Annotated in this window: 15 protein-coding genes; 13 read left to right on the plus strand and 2 right to left on the minus strand. The window is 71.6% G+C overall.

From position 1 onward, the window contains the following. The first annotated feature begins 56 nt into the window (after positions 1-56). The 9 genes from BMY61_RS00375 to BMY61_RS00415 all read left to right on the plus strand — a co-directional run bounded on the left by BMY61_RS00375 (position 57) and on the right by BMY61_RS00415 (position 7,154). A complete protein-coding gene (locus BMY61_RS00375) occupies positions 57-668 on the plus strand; it encodes an NADPH-dependent F420 reductase (protein WP_052439075.1) in 612 nt (203 codons plus the stop codon). A 27-nt stretch (positions 669-695) separates the two neighbouring features. Next, positions 696-1,352, plus strand: a complete 657-nt coding sequence (locus BMY61_RS00380; protein WP_075003701.1) for a UbiX family flavin prenyltransferase — start codon at positions 696-698, stop codon at positions 1,350-1,352. 118 nt (positions 1,353-1,470) lie between these two features. Beyond that, the gene (locus BMY61_RS00385; RefSeq protein ID WP_042453628.1) at positions 1,471-1,950 is read left to right on the plus strand and encodes an Lrp/AsnC family transcriptional regulator; all 480 of its coding nucleotides are present in this window, start codon (positions 1,471-1,473) and stop codon (positions 1,948-1,950) included. Between the two features lie 7 nt (positions 1,951-1,957). Further along, positions 1,958-2,929, plus strand: a complete 972-nt coding sequence (locus BMY61_RS00390; protein ID WP_042453630.1) for a threonine ammonia-lyase — start codon at positions 1,958-1,960, stop codon at positions 2,927-2,929. Between the two features lie 200 nt (positions 2,930-3,129). Continuing rightward, positions 3,130-4,293: an aminofutalosine synthase MqnE gene (gene mqnE / locus BMY61_RS00395; protein ID WP_042453632.1), complete on the plus strand. Its 1,164-nt coding sequence runs from the start codon at positions 3,130-3,132 to the stop codon at positions 4,291-4,293. Next, positions 4,293-4,817 carry a GNAT family N-acetyltransferase gene (locus BMY61_RS00400; protein ID WP_042453633.1) on the plus strand — a complete coding sequence of 175 codons (525 nt, stop codon included), beginning with the start codon at positions 4,293-4,295 and terminating at the stop codon, positions 4,815-4,817. The genes mqnE and BMY61_RS00400 overlap by 1 nt, the downstream gene beginning before the upstream one ends. Positions 4,818-4,932: 115 nt before the next feature. Beyond that, complete coding sequence (locus BMY61_RS00405) at positions 4,933-5,268, plus strand: DUF4229 domain-containing protein (RefSeq protein ID WP_052439076.1); 336 nt, start codon at positions 4,933-4,935, stop codon at positions 5,266-5,268. A 19-nt stretch (positions 5,269-5,287) separates the two neighbouring features. Next, positions 5,288-6,307: a LacI family DNA-binding transcriptional regulator gene (locus BMY61_RS00410; protein WP_042453635.1), complete on the plus strand. Its 1,020-nt coding sequence runs from the start codon at positions 5,288-5,290 to the stop codon at positions 6,305-6,307. A 247-nt stretch (positions 6,308-6,554) separates the two neighbouring features. Further along, positions 6,555-7,154, plus strand: coding sequence for a hypothetical protein (locus BMY61_RS00415; protein ID WP_042453638.1), 600 nt, complete (start codon positions 6,555-6,557; stop codon positions 7,152-7,154). 64 nt (positions 7,155-7,218) lie between these two features. Here BMY61_RS00415 and serC read toward each other — a convergent pair whose 3' ends face one another. Both serC and BMY61_RS00425 read right to left on the minus strand, forming a co-directional pair. After that, complete coding sequence (gene serC, locus BMY61_RS00420) at positions 7,219-8,337, minus strand: phosphoserine transaminase (protein WP_042453640.1); 1,119 nt, start codon at positions 8,335-8,337, stop codon at positions 7,219-7,221. Between the two features lie 231 nt (positions 8,338-8,568). After that, positions 8,569-9,669: a citrate synthase 2 gene (locus tag BMY61_RS00425; protein ID WP_042453642.1), complete on the minus strand. Its 1,101-nt coding sequence runs from the start codon at positions 9,667-9,669 to the stop codon at positions 8,569-8,571. Positions 9,670-10,111: 442 nt separating this feature from the next. Here BMY61_RS00425 and pdxH point away from each other — a divergent pair, with 442 nt between their 5' ends. From pdxH to BMY61_RS00440, 4 genes are all read left to right on the plus strand, one after another. Beyond that, positions 10,112-10,744, plus strand: a complete 633-nt coding sequence (pdxH, locus tag BMY61_RS00430; protein ID WP_042453704.1) for a pyridoxamine 5'-phosphate oxidase — start codon at positions 10,112-10,114, stop codon at positions 10,742-10,744. A gap of 749 nt (positions 10,745-11,493) precedes the next feature. Further along, positions 11,494-11,676, plus strand: coding sequence for an FXSXX-COOH family cyclophane-modified RiPP peptide SjiA (gene sjiA, locus BMY61_RS48700; protein WP_369405959.1), 183 nt, complete (start codon positions 11,494-11,496; stop codon positions 11,674-11,676). Positions 11,677-11,722: 46 nt separating this feature from the next. Continuing rightward, positions 11,723-14,182: an FxsB family cyclophane-forming radical SAM/SPASM peptide maturase gene (locus tag BMY61_RS00435; RefSeq protein WP_042453644.1), complete on the plus strand. Its 2,460-nt coding sequence runs from the start codon at positions 11,723-11,725 to the stop codon at positions 14,180-14,182. Further along, positions 14,175-14,978, plus strand: a complete 804-nt coding sequence (locus BMY61_RS00440; RefSeq protein ID WP_042453646.1) for an AAC(3) family N-acetyltransferase — start codon at positions 14,175-14,177, stop codon at positions 14,976-14,978. Before BMY61_RS00435 ends, BMY61_RS00440 begins: the two co-directional genes overlap by 8 nt. Positions 14,979-15,073: the final 95 nt, after the last annotated feature.

Raw genomic sequence — 15,073 nt, forward strand, 5'->3', positions numbered from 1 at the left:
GGCCCTCCCGTTGCTGACCGACCTCGTAGGTCGATCGTCAACGGGAGGGCTTCGTCATGAGCGGGATCGACAGTGTCATCGGCACCACCGCCGTCATCGGCACCGGAAACATCGGGGGCACGTTGGGCCGTGCCTTCGCCAGGGCCGGTCACTCCGTCGTCTTCGGCTCCCGCGACCCGGGTGCCTCCGAGGCCGCGGGTGACACCGGGGCGAAGGTCGCCACCCCGCAGGAGGCCGTCGCGACCGCCGACACCGTGCTGCTGGCCATCCCGGCGGGTGACGTGGAGGCGTTCCTGCGCACCCACGCGGACGCCCTCGCGGGCAAGCTGTTGATCGACGCGACCAACCGGTTCCCGCAGCCGGTCCTGCACAGCGCCGAACTGGTCGGTGCGCTGGTCCCGACGGCGCGCTACGCCCGCGCCTTCAACAGCCAGGCCTGGGAGACCTTCGCCGACCCGCTGTGGGACGGCGAGCCGGGGCACCTCTTCTACACCGTCTCCGACGCCGCGGACGCCCCCACCGTCGAGGCCCTGATCACCGCCGTCGGCCTGGTCCCCGCCTTCGCCGGCCTCGGCCGACCGGACCTGCTGGACGCCGCGCTCCTCCTGCTCGCGCCGTCCTTCGGCACCCTCGGCCGCCGCACGGCCTTCCGGTTGGTGCACGACTGACCGGCCGATCCCGTTAGGGTCGATCACGTGAAGCGTGAACCGTGGGTCGTGGGGGTGTCGGGGGCGTCGGGGACGCCGTACGCGGCGGCGGTGATACGCGGCCTGCTCGGGGCCGGCGAGGCCGTCGACGTGGTGGTCAGTCGCGCCGCACGGCTGACGCTGATCGACGAGACGGGCATCTCCTTCCGGGACGGGCACTGGCGCGAGGACCTGCGCGAGTGGCTGGAACACCCGCTGGACCGCGGCAAGCCCGACCCCTTCGAGCTGGACGACGTGCGCTACTGGACGGCCGGGGACTTCGCCGCGGGCCCGTCCAGCGGCTCCTACTCGGCCAAGGGGATGATCGTGGTCCCGTGCAGCGCTGCGGCGGTCGCCGGGATCGCGATCGGGCTCAGCAAGGACCTGCTGCAACGTGCCGCGAGCGTCACCCTCAAGGAGCGCCGCCCGCTCGTGCTGTGCGTGCGCGAGTCGCCGCTCAGCGGGGTGACCCTGCGTCAACTCGCCGATCTGGACGGGCAGGGCGCGGCGGTCATCCCGGCCTCGCCGGGCTTCTACGCGGGCTCGGCGAGCGTGCAGCAGCTCGTCGACTTCGTGGCCGGACGCGTGCTCGACGCCGCGCGCGTCCAGCACGGTCTGTACGCCCGCTGGACGGGCGAACTGGGGAGCGGCTCCGCCTCGACGTGATGGAGGTCACCTCGTCGGAGTATCTTCTTTGCGAACCGGGGGCCGCGTCGGCTTGGAGTTTTGGATTCCGGATACTGTCGGCAGGTTCCCCAACGATTGGAAGGCCAGGTTCTCGATCATGGATGCCGTGGACAGGCAGCTCATCCAGGCGCTGCGTGAGAACGGACGCGCCTCGTACGCCGAGCTGGGACGGCTCGTCGGCCTGTCCGGCCCCAGCGTGACCGACCGCATCAACCGGCTGGAGCAGGCCGGTGTCATCACCGGCTACCGCGCCACGGTGAACCCGGCCTCGCTGGGCCTCGGCGTCACCGCCCTGATCGGCCTGCAGCTGACCGACGCCGCCGACCACGACGACGTCGCCTCCCGGCTGCGCGACCTGCCCGACGTCGAGGACTGCTGGTTCATCGCGGGCGACGACTCGTACATGCTCAAGGTGCGCGTCCCCGACGTGGACGGCCTCGAATCCATCGTGAAGCGGCTCTCGGGCACCAAGGGCGTCGCCCGGACCCGCACCACGGTGGTCCTCTCCACCAAGTGGGAGAACCGGGCGGTCGAGCTGCCCGACACCGAGTTCACGGACGCGACGCGAAAGGCGTGATGCCCCCATGGCCCTGGTGACACTGGACGAACTGCGCGAGGCGCAGGGACGGATCGCCGGGGTCGCGGTGCGCACCCCGCTACTGCCCTGCCCCTGGGCCGACCTCCCCGGAAGGTCGCTGCACCTGAAGCCGGAGAACCTCCAGCCCACCGGTGCGTTCAAGATCCGTGGCGCCTACAACCGCCTCGCCGCGCTGAGCGCGGAGGAGCGGGCGCGCGGCGTCGTCGCCCAGTCCAGCGGCAACCACGCCCAGGCGGTCGCCTACGCGGCGCGGCAGCTCGGCATCAAGGCCGTCATCGTCATGCCCGACACCTCGCCCGAGGTGAAGGTCGAGAACACCCGCTCCTTCGGCGCCGAGGTGATCCTCGTCGACATGACCCAACGGGACGACCTCCCGCGGGAGCTGGTGGAGCGGCACGGCTACGTCTGGGTACCGCCGTACGACGACCCGTACATCATCGCGGGCCAGGGCACGGCCGGCCTGGAGATCTCCGACGACGCGGCGACGCTGGACCTGGACCTGCAGACCGTCCTGGTCCCGGTCAGCGGCGGCGGTCTGATCAGCGGGGTCGCGGCGGCGCTCAAGCTGACCATGCCGGGCGTCCGCGTCATCGGCGTCGAGCCGGCGCTCGCGGGCGACGCGGCGGAGAGCTTCCGCGCCGGCGAGCGGCGCGCCTGGGCCCACGCGGACACCTACCGCACCATCGCCGACGGCCTGCGCACGACCTCGCTGGGCGAGCTCCCGTGGGAGCACGTGCAGGCGTACGTGGACGACATCATCACGGTCTCGGAGGAGGAGATCGCGCAGGCGGTCGCCGTCCTGGCCCGCAGGGGCCGCCTGGTGGCGGAGCCGTCCGGCGCGGTGGCCCCGGCGGCGTACCTCTTCCACGGCGAGAAGCTGCCGGGCAGCCGCTTCGCCGCCGTCGTCAGCGGCGGCAACCTGGACCCGGCCCTGCTCGGCAGACTTTTGGCACTTTGAGGTAGCTGCACTCACCTCAGGGGCGCGAGGAACTGCGCGACAAGCCACCCACGCAGACGGGGTCCGGCACGCGCGGGGCCATCCGCACGCCGGTGGTCTCTCGCGCAGTTTCTCGCGCCCCTGGGGGGTGCAACGTCCCCATCTGCCCAGGGCGTAGGCTCGTACGGATTTGTCAGGTCGCTGATGGAGGCGGGACTCGGATGGACGCAGGGCTGAAGCGCGAGCTGGAGGCGAAGGTCTACGCCGGGGAGCGGCTCACCCGTGAGGACGGGATCGCGCTCTACGAGACCGACGACCTCGCGTGGCTCGGTGGGCTGGCCCACCACGTTCGGACGCAGAAGAACGGCGACGTCGTCCACTTCAACGTCAACCGCCACCTGAACATGACGAACGTCTGCACCGCCTCCTGCGCGTACTGCTCGTTCCAGCGCAAGCCGGGCGAGAAGGACGCGTACACGATGCGCATCGAGGAGGCGGTCAAGCTCGCCAAGGCGATGGAGACCGACCAGCTCACCGAGCTGCACATCGTCAACGGCCTGCACCCCACCCTCCCCTGGCGGTACTACCCGCGGTCGCTGCGCGCCCTCAAGGAGGCGCTGCCGACCGTCGGGCTCAAGGCCTTCACCGCCACCGAGATCCACCACTTCGAGAAGATCTCCGGCCTGTCGGCCGACGAGATCCTCGACGAGCTGATCGACGCCGGCCTGGAGTCGCTGACCGGCGGCGGCGCCGAGATCTTCGACTGGGAGGTGCGGCAGCACATCGTCGACCACGACACCCACTGGGAGGACTGGTCGCGGATCCACCGCCTGGCGCACTCCAAGGGCCTCAAGACGCCCGCGACGATGCTCTACGGCCACATCGAGGAGCCGCGCCACCGCGTGGACCACGTGCTGCGGCTGCGTGAGCTGCAGGACGAGACCGGGGGCTTCCAGGTCTTCATCCCGCTGCGCTACCAGCACGACTTCCACGACTCGCGCGATGGCAAGATCCGCAACACGCTGCAGGCGCGCACCACGATGGCGACCGGCGCGGACATGATCCGCACCTTCGCCGTCTCCCGGCTGCTGTTCGACAACGTCCCGCACGTCAAGGTCTTCTGGGTGATGCACGGCCTGGCCGGCGCCCAGCTGATGCTGAACCACGGTGCGGACGACATGGACGGCTCGGTCGTCGAGTACAAGATCACCCACGACGCGGACGGCTTCGGCACGCCGAACAAGCTGACCCGTGACGACCTGCTGGACCTGATCCGCGACGCGGGCTTCCGTCCGGTCGAGCGGAACACCCGCTACGAGATCATCAACGAGTACCCGGGGCCGGACGCCGACCGCCGCGAGGCGCCGCAGCCGATGCGCTTCTGATGGCGCTGCGTTTCACGCTCGACCCGGAGCTCACCCCCGACGTCGTCGAGGGGATCGTCGGCGTCTGGACGGACGCCAGCAACGCCGGCGGCGCGATCGGATTCGTGCCGCCGGTGAGCCGGGAGGACGTCCGGCCGACCGCGCTCGCGGCCTTCGCCGGGCTGGGGGACGGCGCCGACCGGCTCCTCGTCGCGCACGACGTGGAGACCGGCCGCCTGGCCGGGGCACTCTTCGTCGTCGACAACCGCTTCGGGCTCAAGGCCCACTGGCGGGGCCTGGCGCGGGTCATGCTGCACCCCGACTTCCAGGGCCGCGGCGACGGGGTCGCCCTGCTCGCGGAGGCGGAGCGGCTGGCCCGCGGCTGGGGCCTTACCGGGCTGCAGTTGGACTGCCGCGGCGGGATCGGGCTGGAGCACTTCTACGCCCGCTGCGGCTACAAGGAGGTCGGTCGGCTGCCGGGTGCGATCCGGGTGGCGCCCGGCGACGACCGGGACGACATCCTCATGTGGCTCGACCTGCGCTGACGCGGCCCCCGACGGGTCCGCCGAGGTGTTGTCCACAGCCCTGTGAAGATCGCCCCGGGGGGCATGCTTCACTTGTTGGGTATTGCCATCCCCGTAGGGAAAGAGAATCCGCGTCGTGAGCACCAAGTCGCACGCCACCCTCCGCTACAGCGCGATGCGCGCCAGCATCTTCCTGGCCTGCTTCCTGATCGCTCTGGTGCTCGCCCACTTCAAGGTCATCCCGGTGACGGCCGGGGTCTCCGGGGTCTTCCTGCTGATGATCATCGCGGCCGCCGTCTCCGGGCTGGTGAGCTACGTCATGCTGAGCAAGCAGCGCGACGCGATGTCCGAGCAGATCACCGACGGGCTGGCCCGCCGCAAGGCGAACAAGCAGACCATGACCGGCCGCATCGCCGCCCAGAACGCCGCCGAGGACGCGCTGGACGACGCGGTCCGCGCCCAGCAGCAGTAACCCCTCCGGGCCGTCGCGGGTGAACCGCCGTCCGACCGGGCGCGACGTCGCCGAGCGCGCCGGGGTCTCCCAGGCCACCGTCTCGCTGGTCTTCTCCGGCGGCGGAGCGGCACTGCACCGCGTCTCCGAGGCCACCCGCGAGCGGGTCCTCGCCGCGGCCGAGCAGCTCGGCTACCAGCCCCAGGCGGCCGGCCGTCAGCTGCGCCTCGGTCGCACCGGCATGCTGCTGCTCGCGGTGCCGAACATCCTCGGGCCGTTCTTCGCCAGGGTCCTGGCCGGTGCGCAGGCCGAGGCGGCCGCCGCGGGCGCGGACACGTCCCAGGGGCTCTCGGTCGTCGTCTCCTCCGCGTGGGACCACGCCGCACTCGCGCGGGCCGCGCGCGGCGGGCAGTACGACGGCCTGCTGATCTGCTCGCCGGACGACAGCCAGCTCGGTGGCGAGCTGCCGGACGACGTCCCCGTCGTCTTCCTCGACGCCGACCCCGCGCTCGGCGCCGGGCACCCGCGCCGCCGCACCCAGCAGCTCGACGTCGGCGCCGGGATGGCCGCCGCCGTCACCCACCTGCGGGCCCTGGGCCACGAGCGGCTGGGACACCTGCGCTCCGTCGAGTCCGCGCACACCTTCCGGGCCCGCCAGGCGGGCTTCGAGGCCGCTGCGGCGGGCGCGGACGTGCGCGAGGTCGGCGTCTCCGTGAACGGCGGCCTGGAGGCCGCCAGGGAGGCCGCCCGGGCCCTCCTCGCCGCCGCCGAGGGCCGCCCGCGCGCCGTCGTCTGCGACGACGACATCGTCGCCGCCGGCGTCTACCACGTCGCCGCGGAGCTGGGCCTGCGCATCCCGGAGGACCTCTCGGTCGTCGGCATCGACAACATCGTCGCCGCACCGCTCTTCGCGCCCGCGCTCACCACTGTCGACCTGCCCGGCGAGCGCCTCGGCGCGGCCGGCGTCCGGCTGCTCGCCGCGCTGACGGCGGGCGAGGCCGTCCCGGAGCCGGCGCCGCTGCCCACCCGGCTCGTCGTCCGCGGGTCCACCGGGCGCTGAGCCGGCGCACCCACCGGGCGCTGATCCGGTTCGGACGGGGGCTAGGCTGAACGTGTGGATCCCAAGACCCGAACCCGCATCGTCACCGGTGCATTGGTGCTGCTCCTGATCGCCGTCGTGATCGGTGCCGCCTTGCGGTAGGCGTGTGGGTGATAACCGTTTGGATCTCCCGCGTTGCCGAGAGTGACCAACGGGGTGAACTTGAGCGAGTCCGACCAAACCCGATTGAGTTAGGGAAGTCACGCTCATGCGTCTCAAGCGCGTCCACTCCGTGATCGCCGGTGCCACGCTCGCCGCCGTCCTGGCGGGCAGTACCCTCGTCGCGACCGCGGAGGCCGCCCCGCAGCCCGTCGGCACGCAGGCCCAGCACTCCGTGGGCCATCACGGGCTGATCCCCGCCGCCGACCCCAGCACCGCCCTCGGCGTGCTCGGCAAGCTCGGGGCCGTCCAGAGCCTCATCGGCCAGATCACCGCTGCCGCCGGCAAGACCCCGCCGGACACCGCGGCGATCCAGGGCCTGGTGCCCCAGCTGACCCAGGCCGTCTCCGACCTCAAGGCCGCCGTCCCGGCCCCGCCGCTGCCCGTCAGCGGCAAGCCGGCCCCGCACAGCGGCGGCCAGGGCCTGCCCGTCCCGGTGCCGGTGCCGCTGCCGAACCCGCTCGGCGACGCGCTGACCAAGCTCACCGGCGACGTCACCGCGCTGGTGGCGGCCCTGACGAAGACCCCGCCCGATGCGGGCGCGGTGACGGCGGCGCTCACCTCGACGGTGACCGACCTGCTGGCCGTGGTCACCCAGACCGTGGCGAGCCTGGGCCTCAGCCTGCCGCTGCCGGTCGCGCACCACTGACCCGGTGAACGCGTGAAGGGGCGGGCCCTCGGGCCCGCCCCTTCACGCGTGGTCGTGCGTCCTGCTACAGCTTCTCGATCACGTGGTCGATGCAGGCCGTCAGCGCCTCGACGTCCGCCGGGTCGACGGCCGGGAACATCGCGATGCGCAGCTGGTTGCGGCCCAGCTTGCGGTAGGGCTCGGTGTCCACGATGCCGTTGGCGCGCAGCACCTTGGCGACCGCGGCGGCGTCGATCGCGTCGTCGAAGTCGATCGTGCCGATGACCTGCGAGCGCTCGGCCGGGTTGGCGACGAACGGGGTCGCGTAGGACGACTTCTCGGCCCAGGTGTACAGGCGCGAGGACGAGTCCGCGGTGCGGCCGGTGGTGAAGGCGAGCCCGCCGTTGTCGTTCATCCAGTCCAGCTGGTCCGCGAGCAGGAACAGCGTGGAGATGGACGGGGTGTTGTACGTCTGGTCCTTCGACGAGTTGTCGATGGCCGTCGGCAGGTCGAAGAAGGGCGGGATGTAGCGGCCGGACGCGGCGATGCGCGCGGCGCGCTCCAGCGCGGCGGGGGAGAACACCGCGAGCCACAGGCCGCCCTCGGAGGCGAAGGACTTCTGCGGCGCGAAGTAGTAGACGTCCGACTCGGTGATGTCCACCGGCAGACCGCCGGCCCCGGAGGTCGCGTCCACCAGCACGAGTGAGCCTTCGTCGGCGCCCGCGACCCGGCGGATCGGCATGGCCACACCGGTCGAGGTCTCGTTGTGCGTGAGCGCGTACACGTCCACGCCGGCCTCGGCCTGCGGCAGCGGGTGCGTGCCGGGCTCGGACTTGATCACGGTGGGCTCGGCCAGCCACGGGGCGGCCTTGACGCTGCCCGCGAACTTGGAGGAGAACTCACCGAAGTTGAGGTGCTGGGACTTGTTCTCGACCAGCCCGAAGGCGGCGATGTCCCAGAAGGCGGTGGACCCGCCGTTGCCGAGGACGACCTCGTAGCCCTCGGGGAGCGAGAAGAGGCTGCTGATGCCCTCACGCACACGCTTGACCAGGTTCTTCACCGGGGCCTGGCGGTGGGAGGTGCCCAGCAGGGAGGCACCGGTCGCAGCAAGGGCGCCGAGCGCCTCCGGCCGGACCTTGGACGGACCTGCACCGAAACGGCCGTCAGCGGGCCTGATGTCAGCGGGGATCTGGATATCAGCCACGACGGAAGCCTATCGGCTGACCGAGGGCCCGAGACGCAGGGTCCGCCGACTGAGATGGATCAGTTGCAGCACCTCAGGGGCGCGCGGCCGTGGCGATTCCGCCTGCGCTCGGCTGCACCTCAGGGGCACGAGGAACTGCGCGACAAGCCACCCGAAGAGGTGACTGGCCGAACGAGCAGGGCCACCCACGCTCGGTGGTTGCTCGGACAGGTCCCCGCGCCCCTGACAGGGTCAGTGCCCGATGGACGCGTAGCCCTCGATGTCCCGGACGCTGCGCGTGCCCGGGCCGATGTAGCGCGCGGAGGGGCGCACCAGGCGGCCCGTGCGCTTCTGCTCCAGGATGTGCGCCGACCAGCCGGCGGTGCGGGCGCAGGTGAACATCGAGGTGAACATGTGCGCGGGGACCTCGGCGAAGTCCAGGACGATGGCCGCCCAGAACTCGACGTTGGTGGCCAGGACGCGGTCGGGGCGACGCGCGTGCAGTTCCTCCAGGGCGGCCTTCTCCAGCGCGGCGGCGACCTCGAAGCGCGGAGCGTCCAGCTCCTGCGCGGTGCGGCGCAGCACGCGGGCGCGCGGGTCCTCGGCGCGGTAGACGCGGTGGCCGAAGCCCATCAGGCGCTCGCCCTTGTCGAGGGCGTTCTTCACGTAGGCGACGGCGTCGCCGCTGCGCTCGATGTCCTCGATCATGCCGAGCACGCGGGACGGCGCACCGCCGTGCAGCGGACCGGACATGGCGCCGACGGCGCCGGACAGGGCCGCGGCCACGTCCGCGCCGGTGGAGGCGATGACACGGGCGGTGAACGTGGAGGCGTTCATGCCGTGCTCGGCCGCGGAGGTCCAGTACGCGTCGACGGCCTTGACGTGCTTCGGGTCCGGCTCGCCGCGCCAGCGGATCATGAAGCGCTCGACGATGGTCTCGGCCTTGTCGATCTCGTTCTGCGGGACCATCGGCAGACCCTGACCGCGCGCGGACTGGGCCACGTAGGAGAGGGCCATCACGGCGGCGCGGGCGAGGTCGTCACGGGCCTGCTCGGCGCTGATGTCCAGCAGCGGGCGCAGACCCCACACCGGCGCGAGCATCGCCAGCGCGGACTGGACGTCCACGCGGATGTCGCCGGAGTGGACCGGGATCGGGAACGGCTCCGCCGGGGGCAGGCCGGGGTTGAACTTGCCGTCGACCAGCAGACCCCAGGTGTTGCCGAAGGAGACGTGGCCGACCAGCTCCTCGATGTCGACACCGCGGTAGCGGAGCGAGCCGCCCTCCTTGTCGGGTTCGGCGATCTCCGTCTCGAACGCAACGACCCCTTCGAGTCCGGGTACGAAGTCGGACATCAGGCGGCTCCTCTGATCTGCTGCGACCGGTCTGTCGTGGCCGGTCGGATCGGCGGAAGGCTTGGTGGTGTGGCCAAGTCGTCTCTTGATATGTCGCCGCGCGGTCGCGCGGTGCGGCGGTGTGGCGCGCGTGGCACGCAGTGTCAGATTGGCAGGCACTGGGTGCATCGCGCCAGATCCCACGACGGTGATGCCCTGCACACACGTCGTAATCACCTGGTGCGTCCGGCTTCGTCGACGGAGCTCGGCCACATTACTCTCTCGATGTCGAGAGAATCCATGCATCGAGTGCCCGGTTTCCAGTCGTCGGACGATCTTCGCGGTCCGTTCAGCCCGGCGGCCCGGGTGCGCCTGGGATGATGGCCGCGTGCACGCATCGGATGCCCCCCTCGCGCCGGACCATGGCCCCCTCGCGCCGCTCGCCCAGGTCGACCCCGCGGACATGCGCCGCCAGTACCGGGCCGCCGGTCTGCTGGAGGCGGAGCTGGCCGCGGACCCGATCCAGCAGTTCACCCGCTGGTTCGTCGATGCCCAGCACGCGGCTCTCGACGAGCCGAACGCGATGATCGTCTCCACGGTGGACGGGTCCGGTCGGCCCAGCATGCGCACGGTGCTGCTCAAGGGCTACGACGAGCGTGGCTTCGTGTTCTACACCAACTACGACAGCCGCAAGGGCCGCGACCTCGCGGACAACCCGCACATCGCGCTGCTCTTCCCCTGGCATCCGATCGCCCGCCAGGTCATCGTCACCGGCACGGCGACCCGCGTCGGCCGCGACGAGACCGCGGCCTATTTCCGCTCCCGCCCCCACGGCTCCCAACTCGGCGCGTGGGCCAGCGAGCAGTCCCGGCCGGTCGCCTCCCGCGAGGAACTCGAGCGCCGCTACGCGGATCTGGCGACCCGCTACCCGGAGGGCGAGGGCGTCCCCGTCCCGCCGTTCTGGGGCGGCTTCCGGGTCGCCCCGGAATCGGTCGAGTTCTGGCAGGGCCGCGAGAACCGCCTCCACGACCGTCTCCGCTTCGACGCCGACCCCACCGCCCCGACGGGCTGGCGGGTGGAGCGGCTCTGCCCCTGAGCGCAGGGGTGCCACCTGCACGGCGTTGCCCTGGAGACCGCGCGACGGTGCCTGCGCGGACGCGCCGGGTTTCGGCCGGGTGGACGATTTGCGCGCACTTCTCGGCTCCCCGCGCCGCCCGTCGGGACCAAGGCCCTCGTATACCCTCTCCTGCCCGGTCCATTTTCCGTCGAATCCGGGCGGTGTCCTCGGTGCCTGCCTTCGGCTATTTCAATCTCCTGGCAGGGAAGCGGTCTGACGGGTCGTTGGGTCACGATGACCTGTCGACTCGTCAGCCGCCAGGATTCCGGGCCCATGACGCGGCTGCAGCGGTGGCCGGTGGCTGCCCGCGCGGTTGCGGCGGGTCGAGCGGGTGCGCCGGTGTCGCTGTGGGGCGGCGGCGGCATGGAGGCTGGACGCGTCGCAGGAGGTCGGGGGGGTGGGCGGCTCGTCCGTCTCGGCACGGCGTGTCCAGGGCGGGTACCTAGGATGGCGTAATTAAGTCAGTTGTACGTCAGCCGTCGGCGTGAATTTGGAAGCCTGGAACGCGCAGATCCACTTCACTGACCAGCGCACATCACCGTCAGTGTCGGACGACTCCTGACGGGATCTTGAAGACTGCGCGGTGGCGCCCGCGCGGACGCGATAGGTTTCGGCCGGGTAGATGGTTTGCGCGTACTTCTTGGACTCCCTGGGCAGACCATCGAGACAAGGCCCTCGTAGACCCTCCCTACCCGGTCCTTGTTCCATCGAACCCATCAGGGGTCAATATGTCCGCATCTCGCGACTCCAAGTCCCGTGTGACGGAAGTTCGTTCGGCCGTCTCCTCCCGTCCTGCGCCGGTCCGGCTGGCGAAGCGCGGTGATGCCGCGCACAGCTTGATGCTGAGCCGCGTGCTGCCCGACAACGGAGTTTCCAGGCTCGACGTCGCCGGCTTCCAGTCCTCGATCTGACGAGGGGCAGAGGCCTTCCTTCCACAAGCGACACATTAGGGCCGAGATGTTGGCTTCCGTTGTCCCCTTTCGACAGTTCGTCCTGAAACTGAACAGTCGATGTGATCTCTCTTGTGATCACTGCTACGTGTACGAACATGCGGACACGAGTTGGCGCGGCCTGCCGAAGGTCGCCTCCGACGAGGTGCTCGCCCGTACCGCGGCGAGGATCGCCGATCACGCGAGGGTGCACGGGCTGCGGACCGTCCACGTGGTGTTGCACGGCGGGGAGCCTCTGCTGGCCGGTCCACTCAGGTTGCGTCGGGCCGCGCAGGAGCTCCAGGGGGCCCTGCGCGGGGTCTGTGATCTCGACCTGAGGATCCACACCAACGGCGTCACGCTCAACGAGCGGTTCCTCACCCTGTTCGACGAGTACGACATCCGTGTCGGCATCTCCCTCGACGGCGATCGCGCCGCCAACGACCTGCACCGTCGCTACGCCGACGGCCGCAGCAGCTACGACCAGGCCGTTCGAGCAGTGAACCTGCTCCGGCAACCCCGCTGGCGCCATCTCTACGCCGGCCTCCTGTGCACCATCGACGTGCGCAACGACCCCTGCGCCGTCTACGACGCCCTCGTCGACCTCGATCCGCCGCGGATCGACTTCCTGCTGCCGCACGCCACCTGGGACGAACCCCCGCTGCGGCCCGACGGGCTCGGTGCCACCCCGTACGCCGACTGGCTTCTGCGGATCCACGAGCGCTGGACGGCCCAGGGCCGTCCCGTGCCCGTCCGCATGTTCGACTCGATCCACCGCACGCTGCGCGGTGAGAGCAGTCTCATCGAATCCCTCGGGCTGGCCCCCGCCGACCTGGTCGTCGTCGAGACCGACGGGTCGCTCGAACAGGCCGACTCACTGAAGACGACGTACGACGGCGCGGCCGCCACCGGCTTCGACGTCTTCCGGCACGACTTCGACACCGCCGCCCGGCACCCCGGCATGATGGACCGCCAGCAGGGCCTGGCCGGGCTCTGCGCGGAGTGCCGCGCCTGCCCGGTGGTCGAGTCCTGCGGTGCCGGCCTGTACGCCCACCGCTACCGCAGCGCGGACGGCGGCTTCCACACCGCCGACGGCGGTTTCGACAACCCGAGCGTCTTCTGCCCCGATCTTCTCGCCCTGATCACCTCGGTCCGCGACCGCACTGCGAGCGCGGAGACCGTCGTCGAGTCGGTGGCGCCGGTCCCCCTCCAGGAGCACAACCCCATGTCGTCCCCGTCTGCCGAACTGCTGACAGACACGCACTTCGACCAGCTGGCCACGGGCTACGGCGACCGTGGCGCCGTCGACGCGCTGCGCGCCGCGCAGGTCGAGCTGGCCCGGATGCTGCTCGACCAGGTCGCCGAGGCCTGGGCCGCGAGCCCCGAGACCGACCTGCCGTACACGGAGGCCTGGGAGGCCGTCGCCACGCTGGACGAGGCGGCGCCCGAGGCGCTGGACCAGGCGCTCGCGCACCCGTTCACCCGTTCCTGGGCACTGGACTGCCTGCGCGAAGCGAACCGGCCCGCCGCCGAGCGCTTCGGTGGTGTGGCCGAGCTCGCCGCCTCCGCCGCCCTCTTCGCCGGGCGCCGGGAGAAGCTGACGCTCCCCGTGCGGGACGGCGGCGAACTGCGACTTCCCGGCCACGGCGTGCTGAGCGAGGTCGGCGGGGCGTCGGTCGTGGTCGTCACGGAGCGGGGCCGGTTCACCGTGGAGACCCCGGACGAGCACATCGAGGTGCTGCTGGGCCGCGGGGTGTCGGACGCGCGCTGGCACCCGGTGCACCGACGCTCGGGCGGGCAGGGGGCCTCCGCCTGGGAGCTCCAGCTCGACGACACCGACCCGCAGCGCCGCGCCCACCACTGGGATCCGGCCGATCCCATGGCGGAGGCCGAGGCCGACGCGTGGCAGACCGAGCTGGCCGAGGCCTGGCAGCTGATCGACGAGACCCTGCCCGGCTACGCCCCGGGGCTGCGTGCGGGGCTGCGGACGATCGTGCCGCTGCGCCCGGCCACCGACGGCACGTACGTGAGCGGCGCGGCCAGGGACGTGTTCGGGACGGTCGGCATCGCCCGCCCCGGCTCCGCCGAGCTGATGGCGCTGCTGCTGATCCACGAGTTCCAGCACGTGAAGCTGGGGGCGGTCTTCGACCTGGAGGACTTGTTCGACCGCAGCGACGCGCGGCTCTTCCACGCTCCCTGGCGCAAGGACCTGCGCCCGTTCGAGGGGCTGTTCCAGGGCACGTACGCGCACATCGCGGTCGTCGAGTTCTGGCGTTCCCGATCGCGGGCGACGGGCGAGCAGCAGGCACGGTACGAGTTCGTCCGCTGGCTCGACCACACGTATCGGGCCATCGTCGAGATGGCCGGATCGGGCACGCTGACCCCGCGCGGGGAGCGCTTCGTCGCGGCCATGCGGGCTACGGTGGAGCCGTGGCTCGCCGAGACGACCGAGGCCGAGCGGGCCGAGGCGGGGGGCACGCGTGGGTGAGTGGACGCAGGAGGATCTCCAGCTCGGGCTGAAGCGGCTTGGTGTGCAGCCGGGCGGGGTGCTCTTCGTCCAGGCCTCGTTGCGGCGGGTCGGGCCGGTGGCCGACGGTGCCGCCGCCGTCCTCGCCGCGCTGCGGCTGGCGGTGGGGGAGGCGGGCACGCTCGTCGCCTACACGGCCACCCCGGAGAACTCGCTGACCTCGCCCGTCCACCGCCGGGTGACGGCGGGGCTCAGTGTCGCGGCGCTGGCCGACTTCCATGACGCGATGCCTCCCTTCGACCCGGCCCGGTCTCCCTGCTCGCCGAGCATGGGGCGGCTCTCGGAGGAGCTGCGGCAGGCACCGGGGGCCCTGCGCAGCACGCATCCGCAGACGTCGTTCGCGGCGCTGGGCCCGCTGGCCGCGGAAATCACCTGGGAGCACCCGCTGGAGCAGCACCTCGGGCCGGACTCGCCGCTCGGCCGGCTCTACGGCCTGGGCGCGCATGCCCTGCTCCTGGGCACGGGGCCGAGTACGTTCACCCCGTTCCACCTGCTCGACTACCAGCGTGAGGATCACCCCCGCAAGCGCTACAGCGCCAAGGTCCTCGGGCCGGACGGGCGTCCGGCCTGGCGTCACTTCACCGGGCTGGACTTCGACGACTCCCACTTCGGGGAGCTCGGCCGCCGGGTCGAGCCCCTGGTGCGGGTCCGGTACGGGCGGGTGGGGTCGGCGCCGGCGGCACTGGTGTCGCTGCGTGCCGCGGTCGACGCCGCGGCGGCCCTGTCGGCTCCGGTGGCTCCGGCGGTGCGCGACTGACTGACCCACCCCGGGTCGCCCCAGGCGAGGCTCCCGGCTGCCGTGGTCACAACAACCGGTTTCCGGCGCACTGTTGACGCTCCGTCGACTAGCGG

Source organism: Streptacidiphilus jiangxiensis, from assembly GCF_900109465.1.
In the GTDB taxonomy this organism is placed as follows: domain Bacteria; phylum Actinomycetota; class Actinomycetes; order Streptomycetales; family Streptomycetaceae; genus Streptacidiphilus; species Streptacidiphilus jiangxiensis.

Bases quoted from the DNA above. Each gene is read 5' to 3' on its own strand.
- BMY61_RS00375 (WP_052439075.1), top strand. From the start codon at position 57: ATGAGCGGGATCGACAGTGTCATCGGCACCACCGCCGTCATCGGCACC.
- BMY61_RS00385 (WP_042453628.1), top strand. From the start codon at position 1,471: ATGGATGCCGTGGACAGGCAGCTCATCCAGGCGCTGCGTGAGAACGGA.
- BMY61_RS00390 (WP_042453630.1), top strand. From the start codon at position 1,958: ATGGCCCTGGTGACACTGGACGAACTGCGCGAGGCGCAGGGACGGATC.
- mqnE (WP_042453632.1), top strand. From the start codon at position 3,130: ATGGACGCAGGGCTGAAGCGCGAGCTGGAGGCGAAGGTCTACGCCGGG.
- BMY61_RS00400 (WP_042453633.1), top strand. From the start codon at position 4,293: ATGGCGCTGCGTTTCACGCTCGACCCGGAGCTCACCCCCGACGTCGTC.
- BMY61_RS00415 (WP_042453638.1), top strand. From the start codon at position 6,555: ATGCGTCTCAAGCGCGTCCACTCCGTGATCGCCGGTGCCACGCTCGCC.
- BMY61_RS00425 (WP_042453642.1), bottom strand. From the start codon at position 9,669: ATGTCCGACTTCGTACCCGGACTCGAAGGGGTCGTTGCGTTCGAGACG.
- pdxH (WP_042453704.1), top strand. From the start codon at position 10,112: ATGCGCCGCCAGTACCGGGCCGCCGGTCTGCTGGAGGCGGAGCTGGCC.
- sjiA (WP_369405959.1), top strand. From the start codon at position 11,494: ATGTCCGCATCTCGCGACTCCAAGTCCCGTGTGACGGAAGTTCGTTCG.
- BMY61_RS00435 (WP_042453644.1), top strand. From the start codon at position 11,723: ATGTTGGCTTCCGTTGTCCCCTTTCGACAGTTCGTCCTGAAACTGAAC.